Here is a 20,505-nt window from a genome sequence, read left to right on the forward strand (position 1 = left end):
CGGGATCGCGTCCCGCGGGCCTTCCCTCGTCCTCGGGACGCGTCAGTCGCTCTGCGTGCGCGGCAGCGGTCCGCCGATGAAGAGGTCCGTGTTCATGCGCCGGCGGCGCATCACGACCAGGACGGCCGCGCAGGCGACGAGCGACGCGGCGACCGCACCTCCGCCGATCATCAGCGCGGTGGTCGGCGTGATGCCGGCCGGTCCCGCCGAGGCGGCCGTGCTGATGAATGCGGTGCGCGCGGCGCTGATCGCGGTGCCGCAGACCTGCTGCGCCTCCCACGGTGCGGCCGTGGTGTCGCTGTCACGGTAGGAGACGGTCACGGCTGCCGTGCGGTGCGACTCGCGGCCGAAGGCGACGACGCAGTAGACGGAGGGGTCGGGGTCGGCGATGACCGCGTCGCCCAGCGCCAGCTCGGCCCAGCCGATGGAGTCGGACTGCACGGCGACGTCGCCGGCGGCCAGGTCGGCGCGGGACCCGGAGGTCTCGAAGGCGCCCACGGCGACCTCCTCGTCGGCGTCGAAGCCCCAGACGGCGCCGCGGGGCGCCTCGGTGCTGCCGTCGCCGAGCTCGCGCGGCTCGAGCAGGAGGCCGTTGCCGGTGGAGGGCGCGAGCCGGAAGACGACCTTGGCGGCGGAGCCCTGGTCGCCCGTGAGGTCGACCGTGAAGGCGCCCGACTTGGTGATCAGCGCGGTCGGCACGGTCGCGGTGCCGCTCCCCGCCTCGAGGGTCAGCGGGGTCTTGGTGCCGTTCGGGTCGCGGAGGACCGCGGAGACGGCCTCGCCGCTGGCGAAGCCGGTGTACGAGAAGCCGACGCCGTAGAAGCGGGCGAGCTCGACGGTGAGCGCCTCCGGCTGCACGGCGAGCTCGCGGGTGAGGAAGACGTCCGCGGTCGCGGCACCGGCCGCCGGCTTCGCGCCCTCGGTCGAGGTGCCGAGCTCGGTGCGTCCGGGGGCCGACGCCGCCGGAGTGACGGCGCCCGCACCGGAGGAGCCGGCGGTGCCGGACGTGGTGGTGCCGGAGGTGGTGCCGCCGCCGGAGGTGCCGCCGGACGTCGCTCCGCCGGTGGAGGGCTGGCCGCCGCCGGAGCCGCCCTGCTGGCCGCCGCCGCCAGTGGATCCGCCGCCGGTGGATCCGCCGCCGGTGGAGGGCTGGCTCGGCTGCTGGGGCGCGGGGTCGACCGGTGCCGGATCGACCGGCGCGGGGTCCACGGGCGCGGGGTCGACGGGCGCGGGGTCGACGGGCGCGGGGTCGACGGGCGCGGGCTGCTCGGGTTCTGCCGGCTCCTCGGGCACTCCGGGAACGGACGGCTCCTCGGGGACGCCGGGAACGGGGTCGGAGCCGCCGTCGCCCGGCTGCTCGGGATCCTCCGGCACGCCGGGTATGGTCGTCGCGGCCGGCTGCTCGACCGTGGTCGAGACCGTCGAGGCGGAGGGGGCCGCGACGGCCGCTCCGGGGAGGGCCAGGCCGAGCACGAGCGCCGCGAGAGCGGCGGCGGGCAGGGCGAGTCGGCGGGATGACGGCATGGCGGTTCCTTCCTCCACGGGCGACGATCTGCGTCCGCGCACGGAGGAGCGCACTCCCCCCTCACGAGGGTAAGGGCGAGAGGCGAGCTATCGCGAGCCGTCCTGTCCCCCGTCAGAGGGACGTCGCGGTCGTGCTTCCGTCCGGACGGCCCGATCGAGGCTCACCCGCGATGGAGGAGTGCCCGCCGGAGCCGCACGGGATCGACTCGCCAGAAGGTGTGCACGCGCCCGTCGATCAGCACCACCGGGATCTCCTCGACGAAGCGCTCGTGCAGCTCGGGATCGTCGAGGATCGACACCTCCGAGACGGCGACCGACGCCTCGGCGCCCAGGTCGGCGACCACCTGCTCGACCACGGTCCGCGCGTCGTCGCAGAGATGACAGCCCGGCTTGCCCACGAGCGTCAGCTCCACGTCCACCATGCGGTCAGTGTACGGCGGCCCCGGCGACGGGCGCCGAGACGGCGAGCGCCGCCGGGATGATCCGTGAACGCAGACGAGCGCCCGACCCCGGAAGGGCGGACGCTCGAGTGGGAAGAGGCGCGAGCCTACTTCTTGTTGCGACGCTGGTGGCGAGTCTTGCGAAGCAGCTTGCGGTGCTTCTTCTTCGCCATACGCTTGCGACGCTTCTTGATGACAGAACCCACGAAGACCTCACAACGTTCAGGGGGTCGACCGCCCGACGGGCGGCCGCTTACGAAAAACTGGCTCCCGCGAGCTTACACGACCCGGGGCTCCACCGTTTCCGGCTCCTCGGCGCCCCTCACTTGCGGATGCGCAGCGCCTCCGCCACCTTCGTCGCTCCCTCGCTGACGCCCCGCTGGATGTCCTGCACCACGGTGCTGACCTGGTGGGTGCGCTCGGCGAGCGCCCGACCCAGCGACTCCGCCCGGGCCGCGGTCGGAGCGTCGAGCAGGGCGCCGGCCGCCTCGTCCTCGGCGAGGAAGGGCAGCAGCCAGTCCTCGACCTCCGCCAGCGGCGCGTACTCGAGCGCGTAGAAGCGGTGCTGTCCGCTCTCGCGCACCGTGACGAGGCCGGTCTCGCGCAGCACCTTGAGGTGCTTCGAGACGGTCGGCTGGCTCAGCTCGAGGCGGGCCACGATCCGCGACACGCTCATGCCCTCAGCCGAGCCGTCCCGCCGCTGCTCGAGCAGCAGGGCGAGGATGTCCCGGCGGGTCCCGTCCGCGATCACCCCGAAGATGTCAGCCATGCGCCCAGGCTAGTCAGCGCCCCGGGGGCCCGGCACCGAGCGGGTAGCATGGCCGCGATCGAGTGGAGGATCCGCCGTGGTGGTTCGGCAGCAGTTCCGCAGCCCCGTGGGCGTCTCGCCCGTCTCCCCCTGGTCGGGGTTCGAGCGGGCCCGCGACCTCATCGACGACTTCGCCGGACGCTCGCCGTCCCGCTTCGCGATCCTCATCTTCTCGGCGCTCGTGCTCGTCTTCACCCTGCTGTTCTCGCTGCCGGTGTCGAGCACCACGGGCACCGTCACTCCGCTGCACGACGCCTTCTTCACCGCGATGTCGGTGATCTGCGTGACCGGCCTCGCGACGGTCGACATGGCGACGCACTGGTCGGCGTTCGGCCACTCGATCATCTTCGTCGGCGTGAACATCGGCGCTCTGGGAGTGCTGACGCTCGCCTCGATCATGGGCCTGGCGATCTCGCGCCGCCTCGGGCTCCGGGCGAAGCTCATGGTCGCCAGCGACTCGAATCCTCTGCGGATCCACTCCGGCCCCGTCGCCGAGGGCCAGGCCGTGCGCCTGGGCGAGATCGGCGGGCTGCTCGCCACCGTCGCGATCAGCGCCGCCGCGATCGAGATCATCGTCGCGCTCCTGCTGTTCCCGCGGATGCTGATCGACGGGATCCCGATCGGCGAGGCCGTCTGGCACTCCTTCTACTACTCCGCGATGGCGTTCACGAACACCGGCTTCGCCCCGAACGCCGCGGGACTCACCCCGTTCGAGGACGACTACTGGTTCCTCGGCATCCTGATGCTCGGCGTCTTCCTCGGCTCGATCGGCTTCCCCGTCATCTACGCCTTCTCCCGCGGCTGGCGGCGCCCGCGCAAGTGGTCGGTGCACGTGAAGCTGACGCTGGTCACCTCCGTGATCCTGCTCGTCGCCGGGGCCGTCCTCTACATCGTGCTCGAGTTCGACAATCCGAGGACCTTCGGCAGCCTCGATGCGGGAGACACCGTCTTCCAGTCCTTCTTCCTCTCGACGATGACGCGGTCGGGCGGCTTCTCGACGATCTCGGTCCCCGACCTCAACGGCTCGAGCCTGCTCGTGACGGACATGCTGATGTTCATCGGCGGAGGATCGGCCTCCACGGCCGGCGGGATCAAGGTCACGACCCTCGCGATCCTGTTCCTGGCCGCCTTCGCCGAGGCCCGCGGCAACAACGACATGGAGGCCTTCGGCCGCCGGATCCCGAACGACGTCCTGCGCCTGGCCGTCTCGGTCGTGCTGTGGGGCGCGACGACGGTCGCCGTGTCGTCCGTCCTGATCCTGCACATCACCAAGGCCTCGCTCGACCACGTGCTCTTCGACGTGATCTCGGCCTTCGCGACCTCCGGGCTCTCGACGGGGCTCACCGCGGAGCTGCCGCCGTCCGGGGTCTACATCCTCGCGCTGACGATGTTCATGGGCCGCGTTGGTACCGTGACTCTCGCCGCCGCGCTCGCCGCGAGCCAGCGGAGGCAGTTGTTCAGACGACCGGAAGAGAGGCCCATCGTTGGTTGACCGCATCAGGTACGACGCCCCGGTGCTGGTGATCGGCCTCGGGCGCTTCGGAGCCGCCACGGCCGGCCAGCTCGACCGCCTCGACCGCGAGGTCCTCGCCATCGACGCCGACGCCGGTCTCGTGCAGAAGTGGTCGGAGCGGGTCACCCACGCGGTGCAGGCCGACGCCCGCTCGCTCGACGCCCTCGCGCAGATCGGCGCGCAGGACTTCCAGGTCGCCGTCGTCGCGGTCGGCTCCTCCATCGAGGCGTCCGTGCTGATCACCGCGAACCTCGTCGACCTCAAGATCCCGCAGATCTGGGCGAAGGCGATCTCGCGCTCGCACGGCAAGATCCTCGAGCGGATCGGCGCGAACCACGTGATCTACCCCGAGGCGGAGGCGGGCGAGCGCGTCGCGCACCTGGTCTCGGGCCGCATGCTCGACTTCATCGAGTTCGACGACGACTTCGTGCTCGCGAAGATGTACCCGCCCAAGCCGATCCGGGGGCTGACGCTCACGGAGTCGGGCGTGCGCCGCAAGCACCGCGTGACCGTCGTCGGCGTCAAGAGCCCGGGCAAGCCCTTCACCTACGCGACCGAGCAGACCGTCGTCTCGAACCACGACCTCATCGTGGTCAGCGGCACCCCCAGCGACATCGAGCGCTTCGCGGCCCTCGGCTCCTGACCCGCGCCCCCTCCCGCCTCCTCCTCTGCGGGATGCCGCTCCGGTACGCCCGCTCCGGCGTGTCGCGTACCCGAGCGGCGTCTCGCGGAGAGGAGGGCGGAGTCAGGAGGCGGCGAGCTCGCGGGCGCGGGCCAGCGCGGCGTCGGTCGCCCGCGTGAAGAGGGCGGCGAGGTCGGCCTCCTGCAGGACCGCGACGGCCCGCTCGGTGGTGCCCTTCGGGCTCGTGACCCGCCGGCGCAGCTCCGCGGGCTCCTCGCCGGAGTCCGCGAGCAGCTCGGCCGCGCCGCGGAACGTGCCGACCACCATCGTCGACGCCTGCTCCGGAGTGAAGCCCTTCGCGACAGCGGCCGCGACGAGCTCCTCGATCAGCAGGAACACGTAGGCGGGCCCCGAGCCGGAGATCGTCGAGAGCGCGTCGAGCTGCGACTCCGGCACCTCGACCACCTCGCCGACCGTCTCGAACAGGCGGCGCACGAGCGCCAGGTCCTCGTCGCCGGACCGCGTGCCCGCGCTGAGGCCGGTGACGGCGCGGCCCACGACCGCGGGAGTGTTCGGCATCGAGCGGAGCACGGCGACGGACGCGGGCAGGTGCCGCTCGAACGTGGCCGCGGTCACGCCGGCGGCGACGGAGACGACGACCGCGCCCGGGGCGAGCGCGTCGGCGATCTCGTCGAGCAGGTCCGGCACCATGTGCGGCTTGACGGCCACGAGCACGATCGCCGCGCCCTCGACCGCGCGCCGGTTGGCCTCCGGGTCGTCCGCGGTGGCGAAGGCGGTGACCACCGGGTGGCCGTCCCACGCGGCGGCCTTCGCGGAGTCGCGGTTGGTCACCCGCACGCCCCCCTCGACGCGCACGCCGGGAGCCAGCAGGCCCTGGAGGATCGCGCCCCCCATCGAGCCGATGCCGAGGACGGCGATGGACGGGAGCAGGACGGGCGCATCGGTCACGCCGCTCATCCTACGAAGAGCCCGCGGCAAGGGGGTCCGGGTGCGGTCCGGCGCCTCGTAGGATGGCCCGACCATCCAGCGGCGAGCCCGAGGAGACCACGTGAGCGCATCCGGAGGCGGCACCGCGATCATCGCGGCGCTCGCGGCCAACCTCGGCATCGCCCTGACGAAGTTCGTCGCCTGGTTCTTCTCCGGATCCGCCTCCATGCTCGCCGAGGGCGTGCACTCGCTCGCCGACTCCGGCAATCAGCTGCTCCTGCTGCTCGGCGGCCGCAAGTCGCGGAAGGCCGCCGACGAGGAGCACCCGTTCGGCTACGGGCGCGAGCGCTACGTCTACGCCTTCGTGGTGTCGATCATCCTGTTCTCCGTCGGCGGCGTCTTCTCGCTCTACGAGGGCATCGAGAAGATCGCCGAGCCGCACGAGCTCGAGAACGCCTGGCTGCCGATCCTGGTCCTCGTGATCTCGATCTGCCTCGAGGGCTACTCGCTGCGCACCGGAGTGAAGGAGTCGAACCGGGTCCGCGGCTCGCAGTCCTGGTTCCAGTTCATCCGCCGGGCGAAGGCGCCGGAGCTGCCGGTCGTGCTCCTCGAGGACGTCGCCGCGCTCACCGGTCTGTCATTCGCGCTGCTCGGGGTCGGGCTGACCGTGATCACCGGCGACTCGGTCTACGACGCGATCGGAACGATCATGATCGGCACCCTGCTGATCGTGGTGGCGATCGTGCTGGGCGTCGAGACGAAGAGCCTGCTGGTCGGCGAGGGGGCGACTCCCGCCGACGCCGCCTCGATCCGCGCCGCGCTCGAGGCCGGACGCGACGTCGAGCGCGTCATCCACATGCGCACCCTCTACCTCGGACCGGACGAGATCCTCGTGGCCGCGAAGCTCGCCTTCCCGGCCGCCGAGACCCTCGAGCACGTCGCCGCCGGGATCGATGCCGCGGAGAAGCGGATCCGCGAGGCCGTCCCCGCCGCCACCACGATCTACCTCGAGCCCGACGTCGACCGTGGACGCGCAGGATCGGCGGCGACCCGTCCGGCCGTGACGGAGGTGGAAGGGACGGCCGCTGCGGTCGCTCCGGCCGCCTCCGCTCCGCCCGCCGCCTCCCCGCCGGCCGCGCCGCACGGGAGCGCCTGAGATGCGCCGGGCCCTGGCGATCGTCAACGAGCGCGGTGCCGGGCTCGGCGCGCTCGAGCCGATGCTGACCGAGCGGGGGTTCGCCGTCGACGCTGTCGCAGGGACGGACCTCGACGCGATCGACATCCTCGCCCCCGACCTCGTCGTCACGCTCGGCTCCAGCGCCGGCGTCTACGAGACCTCGCGGCACCCCTTCATCAGCCCCGAGATCGCGCTCCTGCAGGACCGGATGCACCACCGCCGTCCCACGCTGGGCGTCTGCTTCGGAGCGCAGCTGATCGCGGCCGCCCTGGGCGAGTCCGTCCATCCCGGATCGGCCCGCGAGGTCGGCTTCCGCCCGGTCGTGCTCACGGAGGAGGGCGCCGGCTCCCCGCTCCGGCACCTGGCCGGCGTCCACGTGATGCAGTGGCACGGCGACACCTTCGCGCTGCCGAGCGGAGCGGCGCTGCTGGTGTCGTCGCCGGCGGGCGAGGTGCAGGCGTTCGCCGTGGAGGACTGGCTCCTCGGCGTGCAGTTCCACCCCGAGCTGACCGGCACGATGGCCGCGCAGTGGCTCGAGGGCGACGGGGAGTGGGCAGGAGCGGCGGGCTACGACGCCGCCGTGCTCGCCGACGACGTCGCGGCGGAGCGCTTCGAGCGGATGCACGCGGCGACGCGGCTCGCGCTGACGGAGTGGCTGGGCGCTCCGAGCTGAGGGGTTCGGCGGCGCTCGGCGTCAGCGGCGGTCGGCGTCAGCGGCGGTCGGCGTCAGCGGCGGTCGGCGAAGAAGTCGAGCAGGAGCCGCGAGCACTCCGCGGCGCGGACCCCGGGGTACACCTCGACCACGTGGTTGTGCCGGCGGTCGCGGAGGAGGTCGTGCACGGATCCGGAGGCGCCCGCCTTCTCGTCCCACGCGCCGAAGACGACGCGGTCGATCCGCGCCGCCAGGATCGCTCCGGCGCAGAGCACGCACGGCTCGAGCGTGACCACCAGCGTGCAGCCCTCGAGATGCCAGTCGCCGCGGGCCTCGGCCGCCGCGCGGATCGCGACCACCTCGGCGTGCGCCGTCGGATCCCGCCGCAGCTCGCGCTCGTTGCGCCCGAGCCCGAGCACGACCCCCTCCGAGTCGAGGACCACCGCGCCCACGGGGACGTCGCCCCAACCCGCGGCCCGCCGCGCCTCGTCGAGCGCCAGGCCCATCCACTCCTCGGAGCGGCGGGGGACGCGGAGATCGCTGTCGCGCATCGCTCCCCCTCCTGCGGCGGCCCGCTGCGGCCGGTGGGGCGCCGCTCCGGCCAGTAGATTGAGCTTATGCGCGTCCACGTAGCCGACCACCCGCTGATCACCCACAAGCTCACCGTGCTGCGTGACAAGCGCACCCCCTCCCCCACCTTCCGGCAGCTCGCCGAGGAGCTGATGACGCTCCTCGCCTACGAGGCCACCCGCGGCGTCCGCACCCGCACCGTCACCATCGAGACCCCCGTGACGCAGACCACCGGCCTCGCGCTCAGCGACCCGCAGCCGCTGGTCGTCCCGATCCTCCGGGCCGGCCTCGGGATGCTCGAGGGCATGGTCAAGCTCATCCCGACCGCCGAGGTCGGCTTCCTGGGCATGGCGCGCAACGAGGAGACGCTCGAGCCGACCACGTACGCGGAGCGCCTGCCCGACGACCTGTCGAACCGCCAGTGCTTCGTCCTCGACCCGATGCTCGCGACCGGCGGCTCGCTCGTCGCGGCCATCCAGTTCCTCTTCGACCGGGGAGCGGTCGACGTCACCGCCGTCTGCCTGCTCGCCGCCCCCGAGGGCCTGGCCGCCGTCGAGAAGGCCTTCGGCGACCGCGACGTGACCATCGTCCTCGGCTCCCTCGACGAGAAGCTCAACGAGCTCGGCTACATCGTCCCCGGCCTCGGCGACGCGGGCGACCGCCTCTACGGCCTCGCGGGCTGAGCCCGCCGGCCCCCGGACGAGCGGGCCTCGCGTCGCGCCCCGGAACAGGGAGCCCCGCTGAGCCGTGCCGGTCGACCGGCGCAGCGAGGGTCTCGACACCCCCCACCGCGGCCGTCCGGCACCGCCCGTCCTGCTGATCGACCAGTCCGCGCAGCGGGCGCATCGGGATCCCCCGTCACGGCTCGCGCCTCCTCCCGAGCACCGGAACCACCCCCGACGCGCCGTCCATCCCCACGGAAGTGTTGACGCCGTGCACCGGCCTCCGCTTTACTGACGGACATGACTGACACCCTGCACGCCCCGACCTCCCTCGAGGCCATCGGGAATGCCGGCATGATGATGGCCGGTGGCCCCGTCATGTGCTGTCGAATGTGTGCATGAGGAACTGACCTCGCCGGATCCCCGCACCGCCTCCGCCCGCTGATCGTCACGATCGGCTGAGCGTCCGAGGCGCGGACGATCCCCTGGATGCTCCGCATCCGTCTCTGCCGCCACCGCGCACCGCGGGCCGGCTCGATCGCACACACCCGGATCCGCTCCCTCGGACACTCGTCCCGGATCCGACCAGCCAAGGACTCGTCATGACCCTCCTCCACACCCGCACCGCCACCACCCCCACCGAGGCGCCCCGCCTCCAGCCGGTCGCCGACGCCGCGCCCGCAGCGCCCCGCCTCCGCGCCGTCCCCCAGGGCACCGAGGCCCGCGGCTTCGCCCTCTACGTCGGCATCGACGAGGCCAAGGCCCGCGCCGCCGGAGTCGACCTCGGCCGCCTGGTCGAGGAGCTCAAGCGCGTCACGGCGCAGCTCGCCCCCGACGCCGAGACGTACGCCTCCGTCGCCCTCGCTCCGCAGGGCGCCGGCGGCCGCGACGTGGACGTGGTCCGCCTCGCGCTGCAGGACCCGGCCGCCGTCGCCAAGCGCCGCTCCGACGCCGAGCCCGACCCCGACCGTGCACCCGGCGGCGTCGTCATCGACATCTCCCGCAAGCGCGTCATCCTCGACGAGGAGACCACCCCCCTCACCTACAAGGAGTTCGAGCTCCTCCAGTACCTCGTGCTCCGCGAGGGCCGCACCATCGAGCGCGCCGAGCTCATCGCCTCGCTCTGGGGCGCCGCGGACGACGACGCACCGAACGAGCGCACCATCGACGTCCACGTCCGCCGCCTCCGCGCCAAGCTCGGCCGCTACGAGGAGATCGTGCGCACCGTCCGCGGCGTCGGCTACCGCTTCGACCGCCACGCCGACGTCGCCATCCGCTACGCGTCGACGCCGTCGCCGGATCTGTTCTGAATTGTAAGGAGAGCGCTTGCGCTCTCCTTACCGCGGTCGGCTTCACCAGTGGTCGCGATTCGGAGAGCGGGTCGCGACCGGCTAGCGGGAAACGCTGACACGCGTTTCCCGCGTTCGCCTCGAGGGCGGAACGTCCTCCCGACCTCCGGGGATGTGCGCGCACCGCCCCTCACATGGGGAGGGCTGCTCGACGGCCCGCTGCGTGGTCGAAGCCGTGGCGGGGCGGGTCGCGCCTCACGGGGCAGGACGACGGGGCCGGGCCGCGTCGGCGGGGGACGAGGGCAGGGGGTGCTCGTCGTGTCCGTCAACGGTCAGGGATGGGCTGCGGTTCGGTGCGGACGTCAGAGGCAGCAGACGGGGCGTCCTGGGTCAGGAGAGAGTCGTGCGGAGCGCGGGCGGGCGCGGCGGCGGGCCAGGCGGGGAGGGCTCAGGGAGGATTCAGGAAAGAGAGGGTTGCGTCGTTACCGGGTCGTTATATAGTTCAAGTGCGTCGACCGTTTGCTGTGGCGGGAAGCGCGAGAAGTGATTGCAGGACACTCTTGGTGCAAGGGAACGAAGGCCGGCCGCTCGCCTCAGCGGCCGGCCTTCTGTCATTCCCCCGGCCCCCCTCGTCCGACTCCCCTCTTCCCAGCTCCCCGGCGTAGGCTGTACGGCGTCTGGATGTCAGGGAACCGCTTCCTGAGTGCCGAGAAGGAGGACCAGTGGGGTCGAGAGAGGCCGTCGCCGCCTGGGAGTCGCTCTTCCGCGCCCAGGTCCAGGTGATGCGCACCCTGAGCACCGAGTTCCCCTCGCGGGAGATCTCGATGAACGAGTACGACGTGCTCTTCAACCTCACCCGGCAGCCCGGTCGGCGCGCACGGCTGCGCGACCTGAACCGGCACGTCCTCCTGACGCAGCCCAGCGTCAGCAGGCTGATCGACCGGCTCGCCGCCCGCGGCTGCGTCGAGAAGAGCGAGGATCCGGCGGACGCCCGCGGCACGATCATCGCGATCACCGACGAGGGCTACGCGCTCTTCCGCCGCGTCGCGCTCACCCACATGAGGACCATCTCGGAGCAGGTCGGCGGCGTCCTCGACGAGGACGAGCTGAAGCAGCTGACCGCGCTCTGCGACAAGCTCCGCGACGGCATCGCCTCCTCCTGATCCGTCCCCGCTAGCACGGGCCGCAGCGACCGGCCAGGTCTTCGCCGCGGCGCGGGACTCGCGGATCATGGGGGTCACCATGAGTGACACCTCCCCCACCCTCGTCTGGCTCCGCGACGATCTGCGCCTGGCCGACAACCCCGCTCTGCGCGCCGCGATCGACCGTGGCGGCCCCGTCGCGGTCTGCTACGTGCTCGACGAGGAGTCGGCGGGCATCCGTCCGCTCGGGGGCGCCTCCCGCTGGTGGCTGCACGGCAGCCTCGCAGCCCTCGCCGCCGACCTGCGCGAGCACGGCGCCCCGCTGATCCTGCGCCGCGGGCCGGCCGAGGCCGTCGTCCTCCAGCTCGCCGAGGAGATCGGCGCCGGAGCCGTGCACTGGAACCGCCGCTACGGGAGGGCCGAGCGCACCGTCGACGCGGCGGTGAAGGAATCGCTCCGCAACGGCGGCCTCGAGGCCGAGAGCCACCAGGGCTCGCTGATGTTCGAGCCGTGGACCGTGCAGACCGGCGCCGGCGGCCCCTACTCCGTCTACACGCCCTTCGCCCGCGCCTGCCGCGCCAAGCCGACGCCGCGCGCGCCGCTCCCCCGCCCCCGCTCGCTCGACGGCGTCACGGGAGACATCGCCTCCGACTCCCTCGACGACTGGGAGCTGCTGCCCACGCGTCCCGACTGGGCGGGAGGGCTGCGCGAGCGCTGGGTCCCCGGCGAGAAGGCGGCGGCCGACCGGCTGCGCGCATTCCTCGCGGAGCAGCTCGACGACTACGCCGATGGCCGCGACCGGCCGGCGGAGGACGCCACCTCGAACCTCTCCCCGCACCTGAGGTGGGGCGAGATCAGCCCCTTCCAGGTGTGGCACGCCCTGGAGGAGGCGCACGCGAAGGGCCTGCACCGCGGCGACGGCAGCGACCGGTTCCTCTCCGAGGTGCTCTGGCGCGAGTTCTGCTACCACCTGCTGTTCCACTGGCCGGATCTGGCGACCGCGAACTTCGACACCCGGTTCGACTCCTTCCCGTGGGGACGCCCCGGCCAGGAGGCGATCGACGCCTGGCACCAGGGGCGCACCGGCTACCCCCTGGTGGACGCCGGCATGCGCGAGCTCTGGAGCACCGGCTACATGCACAACCGGGTCCGGATGGTGACCGCGTCGTTCCTGATCAAGAACCTGCTGGTCGACTGGCGGGTGGGCGAGGAGTGGTTCTGGGACACCCTGGTCGACGCGGACCCGGCGAGCAACGCCGCGAACTGGCAGTGGGTCGCGGGCTCGGGAGCCGATGCGTCGCCGTTCTTCCGGGTCTTCAATCCGGTCACGCAGTCGAGGAAGTTCGACCCGGCCGGCGAGTACATCCGCCACAACGTGCCGGAGCTGGGCGGAGTCGAGGGCGCCGCCGTGCACGAGCCGTGGACGCTCGAGGACACGCTGACCGGAGGCGCGGACGGCTACCCGGCGCCCCTCGTCGACCTCAAGGAGACGCGGGCGCACGCGCTGGACGCCTTCGCGCAGATCAAGAGCGCCCCGCGCGACATCTCGCCGCGGGGCGACGACTGAGCGTCGCCGGCTAGACGCGTCCCGCCGGTCCGGTGGAGCGGCCGGACCCGGCGAGCGGGTCCTCCTCCCCGCCCTGATCGCGCAGATCGCGGGCCGGGATGCCGACGAGCACCGCTCCGTCGGGCGCGTCCTTCACCACGACGGCGTTCGCGCCCACGCTGACGTCGGATCCGAGCACGAGCGGGCCCAGGACGACCGCGCCGGCGCCGACGACCACCCGGTCGCCGAGCGTGGGGTGCCGACGCTCGCGCCGGGCCGACCTCCCGCCCAGCGTGACGGAGTGGTAGAGCATGCAGTCGTCGCCGATCCGCGCGGTCTCGCCGATGACGACGCCCATGCCGTGGTCGATGAACAGACGCCGGCCGATGGTCGCACCGGGGTGGATCTCCACTCCGGTCGCCGCGCGCGCCGCCTGGCTGAGCAGCCGGGCGGGCAGGCGGAGGCCCCGCCGCCACCAGGCGTGCGCGACGCGGTGCACCCAGACCGCGTGCACTCCCGGGTAGGAGAGGACGACCTCCACCGCGCTCCGGGCGGCGGGGTCGCGCTCCCGGGCGGTGCGGACGTCCTCGCGGAGCAGGGCGAGGAGCCCGGGACGCTCCGGTCCGGACGGGACGCGGCGCTCCGGCCGACCGTCGCGTCCGGAGCGGGGCGTCCCGCCTCGTCTCGAGGGGCTCAGCTGCGGAGGTCCTCGTACAGGACGGTCGAGATGTACCGCTCGCCGAAGTCGCAGACGATGGCGACGATGGTCTTCCCCGCGTTCTCGGGGCGCTTCGCGACCTCGAGCGCGGCCCACATGATCGAGCCGGAGGAGATGCCGCCGAGGATCCCCTCCTGCGCGGCCATCTCGCGGGCCACCCGCACGGAGTCGTCGAGCGTCACGTCGATGATCTCGTCGTAGACCTCGCGGTCGAGGATCGCGGGGACGAAGTTGGCGCCGATGCCCTGGATCTTGTGCGGCCCGGCGGTGCCCTGGGTGAGGAGCGGGGAGTCGATCGGCTCCACTCCGATGATCTGCACGCCGGGCTTGCGCTCCTTGAGCACCTGGCCGACTCCGGTGATGGTGCCGCCGGTGCCGATGCCGGCCACGAAGACGTCGACCGCGCCGTCGGTGTCCTCCCAGACCTCCTCCGCGGTGGTGCGGCGGTGCACCTCGGGGTTGGCGGCGTTCTCGAACTGGCGGGCGAGGATCGCGCCGGGGGTCTCGTCGACGATCGCGCGGGCGCGCTCGACCGCTCCGCGCATGCCCTCGCTGCCGGGGGTGAGCACGATCTCGGCTCCGTAGGCGCGGAGGAGGACCCGGCGCTCGACGGACATCGTCTCGGGCATCGTGAGGACGACCTTGTAGCCGCGGGCGGCGCCCACCATCGCGAGCGCGATGCCGGTGTTGCCGCTCGTGCCCTCGACGATCGTCCCGCCGGGGGGCAGCTCGCCGGAGGCCTCGGCCGCGTCGATGATGGCGACGCCGATGCGGTCCTTCACGCTGTTCGCGGGGTTGTAGAACTCGAGCTTGGCGAGGACCGTCGCCTGATCGGCGCCCTCCAGCCGGTTGATGCGGACGAGAGGGGTCCTGCCGACGAGCTGGGTCACGTCGTCGTGGATGCGTGCCATGGTGTGCGCTTTCTGCCGGGGCCGGCCGCCCGGGGCCCCGGAGCGGTGGGTGGAACGGGTGCTGCAGCGCCCCTCGGAGCGGCGCTCCCCCCACGATACGGATGCATCGACCCGAGGTCAGCACCCCGGACGCGCCCGCTCCTGCGCATCACCCGCCAGCTCCTCATCTCCACCGGGAGGAGGACGCCCCGCGGGCGCACCCGTCACGTACCATGAACCCGGGGGATCGCGCGACTGCTCGCGAGGCTTCTCGCCACCCTCCCTCACATCTCCGCGGCCCGGCGCCGCGTCGAAAGGACGACCGCTCCATGGCACTTCCCACTGCATCCCGCCGCTCCGTCCGGCCGCTCGGGATGTCGCTGCGGGCGGTCATGGGGTTCATCGGGATGAGCGCCGTGGCGGGCGTCCTGATCACCGTCGGCGTCACGCCGGCCCTCGCGCTGACGGGCCTGGCGACGAGCAACACGATCGGCATGTTCCAGAACCTGCCGGGCTACCTCGACGTGGGCCAGCTGATGCAGCGCACCAACGTCTACGCGAGCGACGGGACGACCCTCCTCGCCTCCGTCTACGACCAGAACCGCGTCGAGGTCGGCTGGGACGACGTCGCGCAGTCCGCGAAGGACGCGGCCGTCGCCGGCGAGGACCCGCGCTTCTACGAGCACGGCGGCATCGACCTCCAGGGCACGCTCCGGGCCATCGCCGTCACGCTCACGGGCGACGACCTGCAGGGCGGGTCGTCGATCACGCAGCAGTACGTGAAGAACGTCCTGGTGCAGAAGGCGGAGTCGATCACCGACGAGGCCGCGCGCGACAAGGCCTACCAGGAGGCGACGGACCCGACCCCCGAGCGCAAGCTCAAGGAGATGCGCCTCGCGATCGGACTCGAGAAGGAGGCGTCGAAGGACGACATCCTGCTCGGCTACCTCAACATCGCCCTCTTCGGGGGCACCGTCTACGGCATCGAGGCCGCGGCGAACTACTACTACGGCATCCCCGCGAGCCAGCTCTCGACCTCGCAGGCGGCCGCGCTGCTGGCGATCGTGAACAACCCGGCGAAGTTCCGCTTCGACAACCCGGGCGACGAGGCGAACGGCGCCGCCAACGGCTACGCCGCCACCAAGGAGCGCCGCGACTACATCCTCTCGGAGGAGCTCAAGCACGGCCGGATCGACCAGGCCGCGCACGACGCCGCCGTCGCCGAGCCGATCACCCCGAACATCACGGAGCCCTCGACCGGCTGCACCACCGCCGGCAACGCCGCGTACTTCTGCGACTACGTGCTGAACGTCCTCCGCAACGACTCCGTCTTCGGGGCGACCGACGACGAGCGCTACCAGCGCATCCGCCAGGGCGGCTTCGACGTCGTGACGACCCTCGACCTCGACATCCAGCAGGTCTCGCAGGCGGCGCTCAACGCCTACATCCCCTCCGTCGACCCGCGCTTCCAGGTCGGCGCGACAGCCGCCTCCGTCGAGGCGAAGACGGGCCGCGTGCTCTCCATGGTGCAGAACACGCAGTACAGCCAGGACGAGCAGTTCCTCGCTGCGAACCCCGGCTACAGCGCGATCAACCTCAACGTCGACCTCAGCATGGGCGGCGGCTCCGGCGTGCAGACCGGATCGACCTACAAGGTGTTCACGCTGGCGCAGTGGCTGAAGGCGGGGCACACCGTCAACGAGTCGTTCGCCTCCCCCACCTCCGGCTTCAGCTCCTACCCCCAGAAGTGCAACGTCGAGGGCGACGGCGGCTACTACGGCAGGTTCTCGCCTCGCAACGACGACCCGTCGGAGGACGCGAGCTCGATGAGCGCGCTCGGCGCGACCACGAACTCGATCAACACCGGCTTCATGGGAATGGCGCAGCAGCTCGACCTCTGCGACATCCGCACCACCGCCGAGTCGTTCGGGATGCACCGCGCCGACGGCCGCGAGCTCGCCAACGGGCCGGCCTCGGTCCTCGGGACGAACGAGATCGCGCCCCTGACGGTGGCCAACGCCTACGCGGGGATCGCGAACGACGGCACGACCTGCTCGGCGATCGTCATCGACCGGATCACCGACAGCGAGGGCAACGCCGTCGCCGCCCCGGCATCGGCGTGCACGCCCTCCGTGTCGCCCGAGGTCGCCCGAGGGATGCAGTACGCGATGCAGCGGGTGATGACCTCCGGAACGGCCTACGCCTCGAACCCCTTCGACGGGATCGAGCACATCGGCAAGACGGGCACCACCGACGAGGCCGCCGACGTGTGGACGGCGGGCGCCAGCAAGGCCGCCTCCCTGGCGGTCTGGGTCGGCAGCATCAACGGCTTCGCCGACAACACCAAGCAGAACCTGCGCTTCATCAGCCTGACGGGCGAGAAGGGCACCATCCGCGCCTCCAACGCCCGGCACGCCATCTGGAAGCCGATCATGACGGCGCTCGACGAGAAGTACGGCGGCGACGACTTCACGGCACCGCCGGCCTCGATGCTCGCGTACTCGCCGCGATCGGCGGCGAATTCCGAGGTCCCCGACGTCACGGGCGAGACGGTCGAGAGCGCCACGGCGATCCTCACCGCCGCCGGTTTCGTCGTCGGGATGCACGAGTCGGTCGACTCCGCGACGATCCCGGAGGGCTCCGTCGTGTCGACGACGCCGAGCGCGGAGGAGACGGCGGTCGCCGGCGGGGTGATCCCCCTCCAGGTGAGCACGGGCAAGGCTCCGGCCAATCCGAACGACATCTCGGACCTGAACGGCGACCTGATCGAGTAGAGACGTCGCCCGTCCCGTGAAGGGGCCGATCCCTCCGGGGTCGGCCCCTTCTGCTGTCGCAGGCGCCGGGCCTGCGCGGGCGCCGTCGCGCCGACTCCGGGCGGACGGGCGTCCTGCGCGGCCGTGGCGCGCCTCGTCGGGGATGTCGCAGGCCTCGCCTAGGGTGCTGGTGCAGCGAGAGGATCCATCCTGAAGCGACCGAACGTCCCCGTCTTCCAGCCCCGTCGAACCGTCCACGGGGCTCTCGGCGCGCTGTTCGGATTCGTGATCGTCAGCGTCCTGGCGGGTCTGCTCGCCTCGCTCGTGGTCGCCCCCGCCGCCGCGCTCACCGGCGCGGCGACCTCCGGCACCATCTCGGCGTTCCAGTCCCTCCCGAGCTACCTCGAGGTCGGGCGCCTGATGCAGAAGAGCGACGTCTACGCGGGCGACCCGGACGATCCGACGCTGCTGGCCTCCTTCTACGACCAGAACCGGATCGAGGTCCCGGCCGACCGGATCGCCGACTCCGTGAAGGACGCGCTCGTCGCGAGCGAGGACCCGCGCTTCTACGACCACGGCGGGATCGACCTGCAGGGCACCCTCCGCGCCATCGCCAGCACCTACCTCCTCGACGGCGACACCCAGGGCGGCTCGTCGATCACGCAGCAGTACGTGAAGAACGTGCTGGTGCAGAAGGCCGAGTCGATCCCGGACGAGGCGGACCGCGACCGCGCGTACGCGGAGGCGACGGCGACCACGGCCGAGCGCAAGCTCAAGGAGATGCGGCTCGCGATCGGGCTCGAGAAGGTGTCCTCGAAGGACGACATCCTCCTCGGCTACCTCAACATCGCGCTGTTCGGAGGCACCGTCTACGGCATCGAGGCCGCGGCGGAGTACTACTACGGCATCACGGCGGCCGACCTCTCCCTCGCGCAGTCCGCCTCGCTCCTGGCGATCGTGAACAACCCCGAGAAGTTCCGCTTCGACCGACCGGACGACACGGCCAACGGCGAGGCGAACGGCTACGCGCAGACCCGCGAGCGGCGCGACTACATCCTCGACCGGATGCTCGAGACGGGGAGCATCGACCAGGCCGCGCACGACGCCGCGGCCGCCGAGGCGATCACCCCCGACATCACCCCACCGTCCACCGGCTGCCAGACGGCCGGCAGCGCGGCCTACTTCTGCGACTACGTGACCCACGTCCTCCGCGACGACCCGGCGCTCGGAGCGACCGACGACGAGCGCTACGCGGCGATCAAGCAGGGCGGCATCAAGGTCTACACGACGATCGATCTCGACCTGCAGAGGACCGCGCAGGAGCTGATGGACGAGCAGGTCCCCTCCTCCGATCCGCGCTTCGACGTCGGGGCGACGGCGGTCGCCGTCCAGAACGGCACCGGGCGCATCCTCACGATGGTGCAGAACAAGCGCTACAGCCAGGACCCGGACGTGATCGCGAGCGGGCCGGAGTTCTCGGCGATCAACCTCAACGTCGACGCGTCCGCGGGCGGCGGCAACGGCTTCCAGACCGGCTCCGCCTACAAGGTGTTCACGCTCGCCGAGTGGCTCGACCGCGGGCACACCCTGCTCGAGCAGTTCGACTCGAAGCAGAAGAACTGGACCGGCTTCGCCGACAGCTGCGAGGGCACCTGGGACTACGACTCCTACAACCCCAAGAACGCCGGCGACGGCGGCTACACCGACACCCAGACGGCGCTGTACTCGACGATCTACTCGCTGAACACGGGCTTCACCGGGATGTCGCACCTGCTCGACCAGTGCGAGATCCGCAAGCAGGCCGAGGCCTTCGGAGTGCACCGCGCGGACGGGACCGCGCTCGTGCAGTCGCCGGGAGCGGTCCTCGGCACCAACGAGATCGCACCGCTCACCATGGCGACCGCCTACTCCGGCATCGCCGAGAACGGCACGACCTGCACCCCCGTCGCGATCACGGCGATCGTCGGAGCCGACGGCCGCGAGATCGAGCCGGTGGAGACGACCTGCAGCCGGGCGGTGTCGTCGAGGGTCGCCTCGGCGATGCAGTACACGATGCTCAAGGTGACCGCCGAGGGCACGGGCGTCGAGGACGATCCGAAGAACGGCATCCAGCACATCACCAAGACGGGCACCACCGACAACTCCGCCGACACCTGGGCCATCGGGGCCTCGACCGAGACCTCCCTCGCGGTCTGGGTCGGCAGCATCTCGGCACGCGCGGACGGCTCGAGGGTGAACCTCGACTCGATCGACTTCGACAGCGGCTGGGCGCCCTCGGCACGCCACCGGATCTGGAAGCCGTTGATGACGGCGATCGACTCCCGCTACGGCGGCTCCGACTTCCCGCAGGCCGACCAGTCGCTCATCGCGGCGCCGCAGGTCACCGTGCCGGACCTGTCGGGCCGGACCAGCGACTCCGCCGCTCAGGCGCTGACCGCAGCAGGGCTCACTCCCGGAGCGACGTCGCAGGTCGACTCGACGCAGCCGATGAACACCGTGGCCGGCACCGGTCCGGCCGCGGGCACCCGCGTGGACAAGGGATCGGTGGTGGGCGTGCAGCTGAGCACGGGGAAGGCGCCGCCCGCTCCTGCTCCGGGCGGCTGACACCGCTGGACCGGGATGTCGCCGGTCGGCGAGGATCTGCGACGGGAACGGGTCAGGGGGAACGGGTCAGGGAAGCCGGCTCAGGGCCCGACGGCTCCGGCGGGGAGGAGCCCGAACTCGACGAGCTCGTCGTCGGTGAGCAGTCGGCTGCGGATCATGAAGCGCTTGCCCTCGGGGGCTTCGACGCTGAATCCGCTGCCCCGTCCGTCGACGAGGTCGACGGTGAGGTGGGTGTGCTTCCAGTACTCGAACTGGGAGCGGGACATCCAGAAGTCGATCGGATCCAGGCCGTCGAGCCGGAGCGATTCGACGAGCACGTCCGAGGCGCCGGTGCGGAACATCCCGGCGGGGAAGCACATCGGGGAGCTGCCGTCGCAGCATCCGCCCGACTGGTGGAACATAAGCGGCCCGTGCAGCGCCGTCATCCGGCGGAGCATGCCGGCCGCCTCCGCAGTGACGTCGACCCTCGTGGAGGTCATGATTGGTGCTCCTTCGCTCGTGGTGCGGAATGTCTGTGTGCGCCCGCCCGCTGACGGCGGACGCTCCTCCGGGCGGCATCTCGATACGCCGCTGCGCGGACTACTCGATCAACATGAGGGGGCGCCCCCTCGTCCGATGCCTCGCCCGAAGGGCCGAGTACCGTCCTT

At 72.0% G+C, this 20,505-nt stretch carries 19 protein-coding genes; 10 read left to right on the forward strand and 9 right to left on the reverse strand.

What is annotated here, in order from left to right; genetic code table 11:
• Positions 1-42: 42 nt before the first annotated feature.
• The 4 genes from C5C49_RS10185 to C5C49_RS10200 all read right to left on the reverse strand — a co-directional run bounded on the left by C5C49_RS10185 (position 43) and on the right by C5C49_RS10200 (position 2,733).
• Complete coding sequence (locus tag C5C49_RS10185; protein ID WP_104346098.1) at positions 43-1,524, reverse strand: hypothetical protein; 1,482 nt, start codon at positions 1,522-1,524, stop codon at positions 43-45.
• A 161-nt stretch (positions 1,525-1,685) separates the two neighbouring features.
• Positions 1,686-1,946: a glutaredoxin family protein gene (locus C5C49_RS10190; RefSeq protein WP_104346099.1), complete on the reverse strand. Its 261-nt coding sequence runs from the start codon at positions 1,944-1,946 to the stop codon at positions 1,686-1,688.
• A 125-nt stretch (positions 1,947-2,071) separates the two neighbouring features.
• On the reverse strand, positions 2,072-2,170 hold the full coding sequence (locus C5C49_RS10195; RefSeq protein ID WP_003792170.1) for a 30S ribosomal protein bS22: 99 nt from the start codon (positions 2,168-2,170) through the stop codon (positions 2,072-2,074).
• A gap of 116 nt (positions 2,171-2,286) precedes the next feature.
• Positions 2,287-2,733, reverse strand: a complete 447-nt coding sequence (locus C5C49_RS10200; RefSeq protein ID WP_104224854.1) for a helix-turn-helix transcriptional regulator — start codon at positions 2,731-2,733, stop codon at positions 2,287-2,289.
• Positions 2,734-2,893: 160 nt separating this feature from the next.
• On the opposite strand from C5C49_RS10200, the gene C5C49_RS10205 reads away from it, so the two are divergent.
• Positions 2,894-4,264 (forward strand): TrkH family potassium uptake protein, encoded by a 1,371-nt coding sequence (locus C5C49_RS10205; RefSeq protein ID WP_244229642.1) that lies wholly within the window; start codon positions 2,894-2,896, stop codon positions 4,262-4,264.
• Entirely contained in the window at positions 4,257-4,928 is a 672-nt protein-coding gene (locus tag C5C49_RS10210; RefSeq protein ID WP_068255410.1) for a TrkA family potassium uptake protein, read from the forward strand. The genes C5C49_RS10205 and C5C49_RS10210 overlap by 8 nt, the downstream gene beginning before the upstream one ends.
• A 102-nt stretch (positions 4,929-5,030) precedes the next feature.
• Here the strand turns inward: C5C49_RS10210 and proC are convergent, their stop codons facing one another.
• The gene (proC, locus tag C5C49_RS10215) at positions 5,031-5,822 is read right to left on the reverse strand and encodes a pyrroline-5-carboxylate reductase (protein WP_374953849.1); all 792 of its coding nucleotides are present in this window, start codon (positions 5,820-5,822) and stop codon (positions 5,031-5,033) included.
• 154 nt (positions 5,823-5,976) lie between these two features.
• Here proC and C5C49_RS10220 point away from each other — a divergent pair, with 154 nt between their 5' ends.
• Positions 5,977-7,011: a cation diffusion facilitator family transporter gene (locus tag C5C49_RS10220; protein WP_104346101.1), complete on the forward strand. Its 1,035-nt coding sequence runs from the start codon at positions 5,977-5,979 to the stop codon at positions 7,009-7,011.
• A gap of 1 nt (position 7,012) precedes the next feature.
• Entirely contained in the window at positions 7,013-7,705 is a 693-nt protein-coding gene (locus tag C5C49_RS10225; protein WP_104346102.1) for a gamma-glutamyl-gamma-aminobutyrate hydrolase family protein, read from the forward strand.
• A gap of 53 nt (positions 7,706-7,758) precedes the next feature.
• Here the strand turns inward: C5C49_RS10225 and C5C49_RS10230 are convergent, their stop codons facing one another.
• Positions 7,759-8,235, reverse strand: coding sequence for a nucleoside deaminase (locus tag C5C49_RS10230; protein WP_258068435.1), 477 nt, complete (start codon positions 8,233-8,235; stop codon positions 7,759-7,761).
• Between the two features lie 66 nt (positions 8,236-8,301).
• Between C5C49_RS10230 and upp the strand changes: the two genes are divergently transcribed.
• The 4 genes from upp to C5C49_RS10250 all read left to right on the forward strand — a co-directional run bounded on the left by upp (position 8,302) and on the right by C5C49_RS10250 (position 12,914).
• The gene (gene upp / locus C5C49_RS10235) at positions 8,302-8,937 is read left to right on the forward strand and encodes a uracil phosphoribosyltransferase (protein WP_104224850.1); all 636 of its coding nucleotides are present in this window, start codon (positions 8,302-8,304) and stop codon (positions 8,935-8,937) included.
• Positions 8,938-9,518: 581 nt separating this feature from the next.
• Positions 9,519-10,226 carry a winged helix-turn-helix domain-containing protein gene (locus C5C49_RS10240; RefSeq protein WP_104346103.1) on the forward strand — a complete coding sequence of 236 codons (708 nt, stop codon included), beginning with the start codon at positions 9,519-9,521 and terminating at the stop codon, positions 10,224-10,226.
• 761 nt (positions 10,227-10,987) lie between these two features.
• Positions 10,988-11,368, forward strand: coding sequence for a MarR family winged helix-turn-helix transcriptional regulator (locus C5C49_RS10245; RefSeq protein ID WP_104247054.1), 381 nt, complete (start codon positions 10,988-10,990; stop codon positions 11,366-11,368).
• A 79-nt stretch (positions 11,369-11,447) separates the two neighbouring features.
• A complete protein-coding gene (locus tag C5C49_RS10250; protein ID WP_104237825.1) occupies positions 11,448-12,914 on the forward strand; it encodes a deoxyribodipyrimidine photo-lyase in 1,467 nt (488 codons plus the stop codon).
• 10 nt (positions 12,915-12,924) lie between these two features.
• Here C5C49_RS10250 and epsC read toward each other — a convergent pair whose 3' ends face one another.
• Both epsC and cysK read right to left on the reverse strand, forming a co-directional pair.
• Positions 12,925-13,491, reverse strand: a complete 567-nt coding sequence (epsC, locus tag C5C49_RS10255; RefSeq protein WP_104224204.1) for a serine O-acetyltransferase EpsC — start codon at positions 13,489-13,491, stop codon at positions 12,925-12,927.
• Between the two features lie 95 nt (positions 13,492-13,586).
• Positions 13,587-14,522 carry a cysteine synthase A gene (gene cysK / locus C5C49_RS10260; RefSeq protein WP_104346104.1) on the reverse strand — a complete coding sequence of 312 codons (936 nt, stop codon included), beginning with the start codon at positions 14,520-14,522 and terminating at the stop codon, positions 13,587-13,589.
• A gap of 308 nt (positions 14,523-14,830) precedes the next feature.
• Here cysK and C5C49_RS10265 point away from each other — a divergent pair, with 308 nt between their 5' ends.
• The gene (locus C5C49_RS10265; protein ID WP_181028729.1) at positions 14,831-17,275 is read left to right on the forward strand and encodes a penicillin-binding protein; all 2,445 of its coding nucleotides are present in this window, start codon (positions 14,831-14,833) and stop codon (positions 17,273-17,275) included.
• A 264-nt stretch (positions 17,276-17,539) separates the two neighbouring features.
• A complete protein-coding gene (locus C5C49_RS10270) occupies positions 17,540-19,858 on the forward strand; it encodes a transglycosylase domain-containing protein (protein WP_104337633.1) in 2,319 nt (772 codons plus the stop codon).
• Positions 19,859-19,938: 80 nt separating this feature from the next.
• On the opposite strand, the gene C5C49_RS10275 is transcribed toward C5C49_RS10270, so the two are convergent.
• Complete coding sequence (locus C5C49_RS10275) at positions 19,939-20,337, reverse strand: DUF779 domain-containing protein (protein ID WP_104247017.1); 399 nt, start codon at positions 20,335-20,337, stop codon at positions 19,939-19,941.
• Positions 20,338-20,505: the final 168 nt, after the last annotated feature.

It is taken from the genome of Rathayibacter sp. AY1E2, from assembly GCF_002932325.1.
GTDB lineage: Bacteria > Actinomycetota > Actinomycetes > Actinomycetales > Microbacteriaceae > Rathayibacter.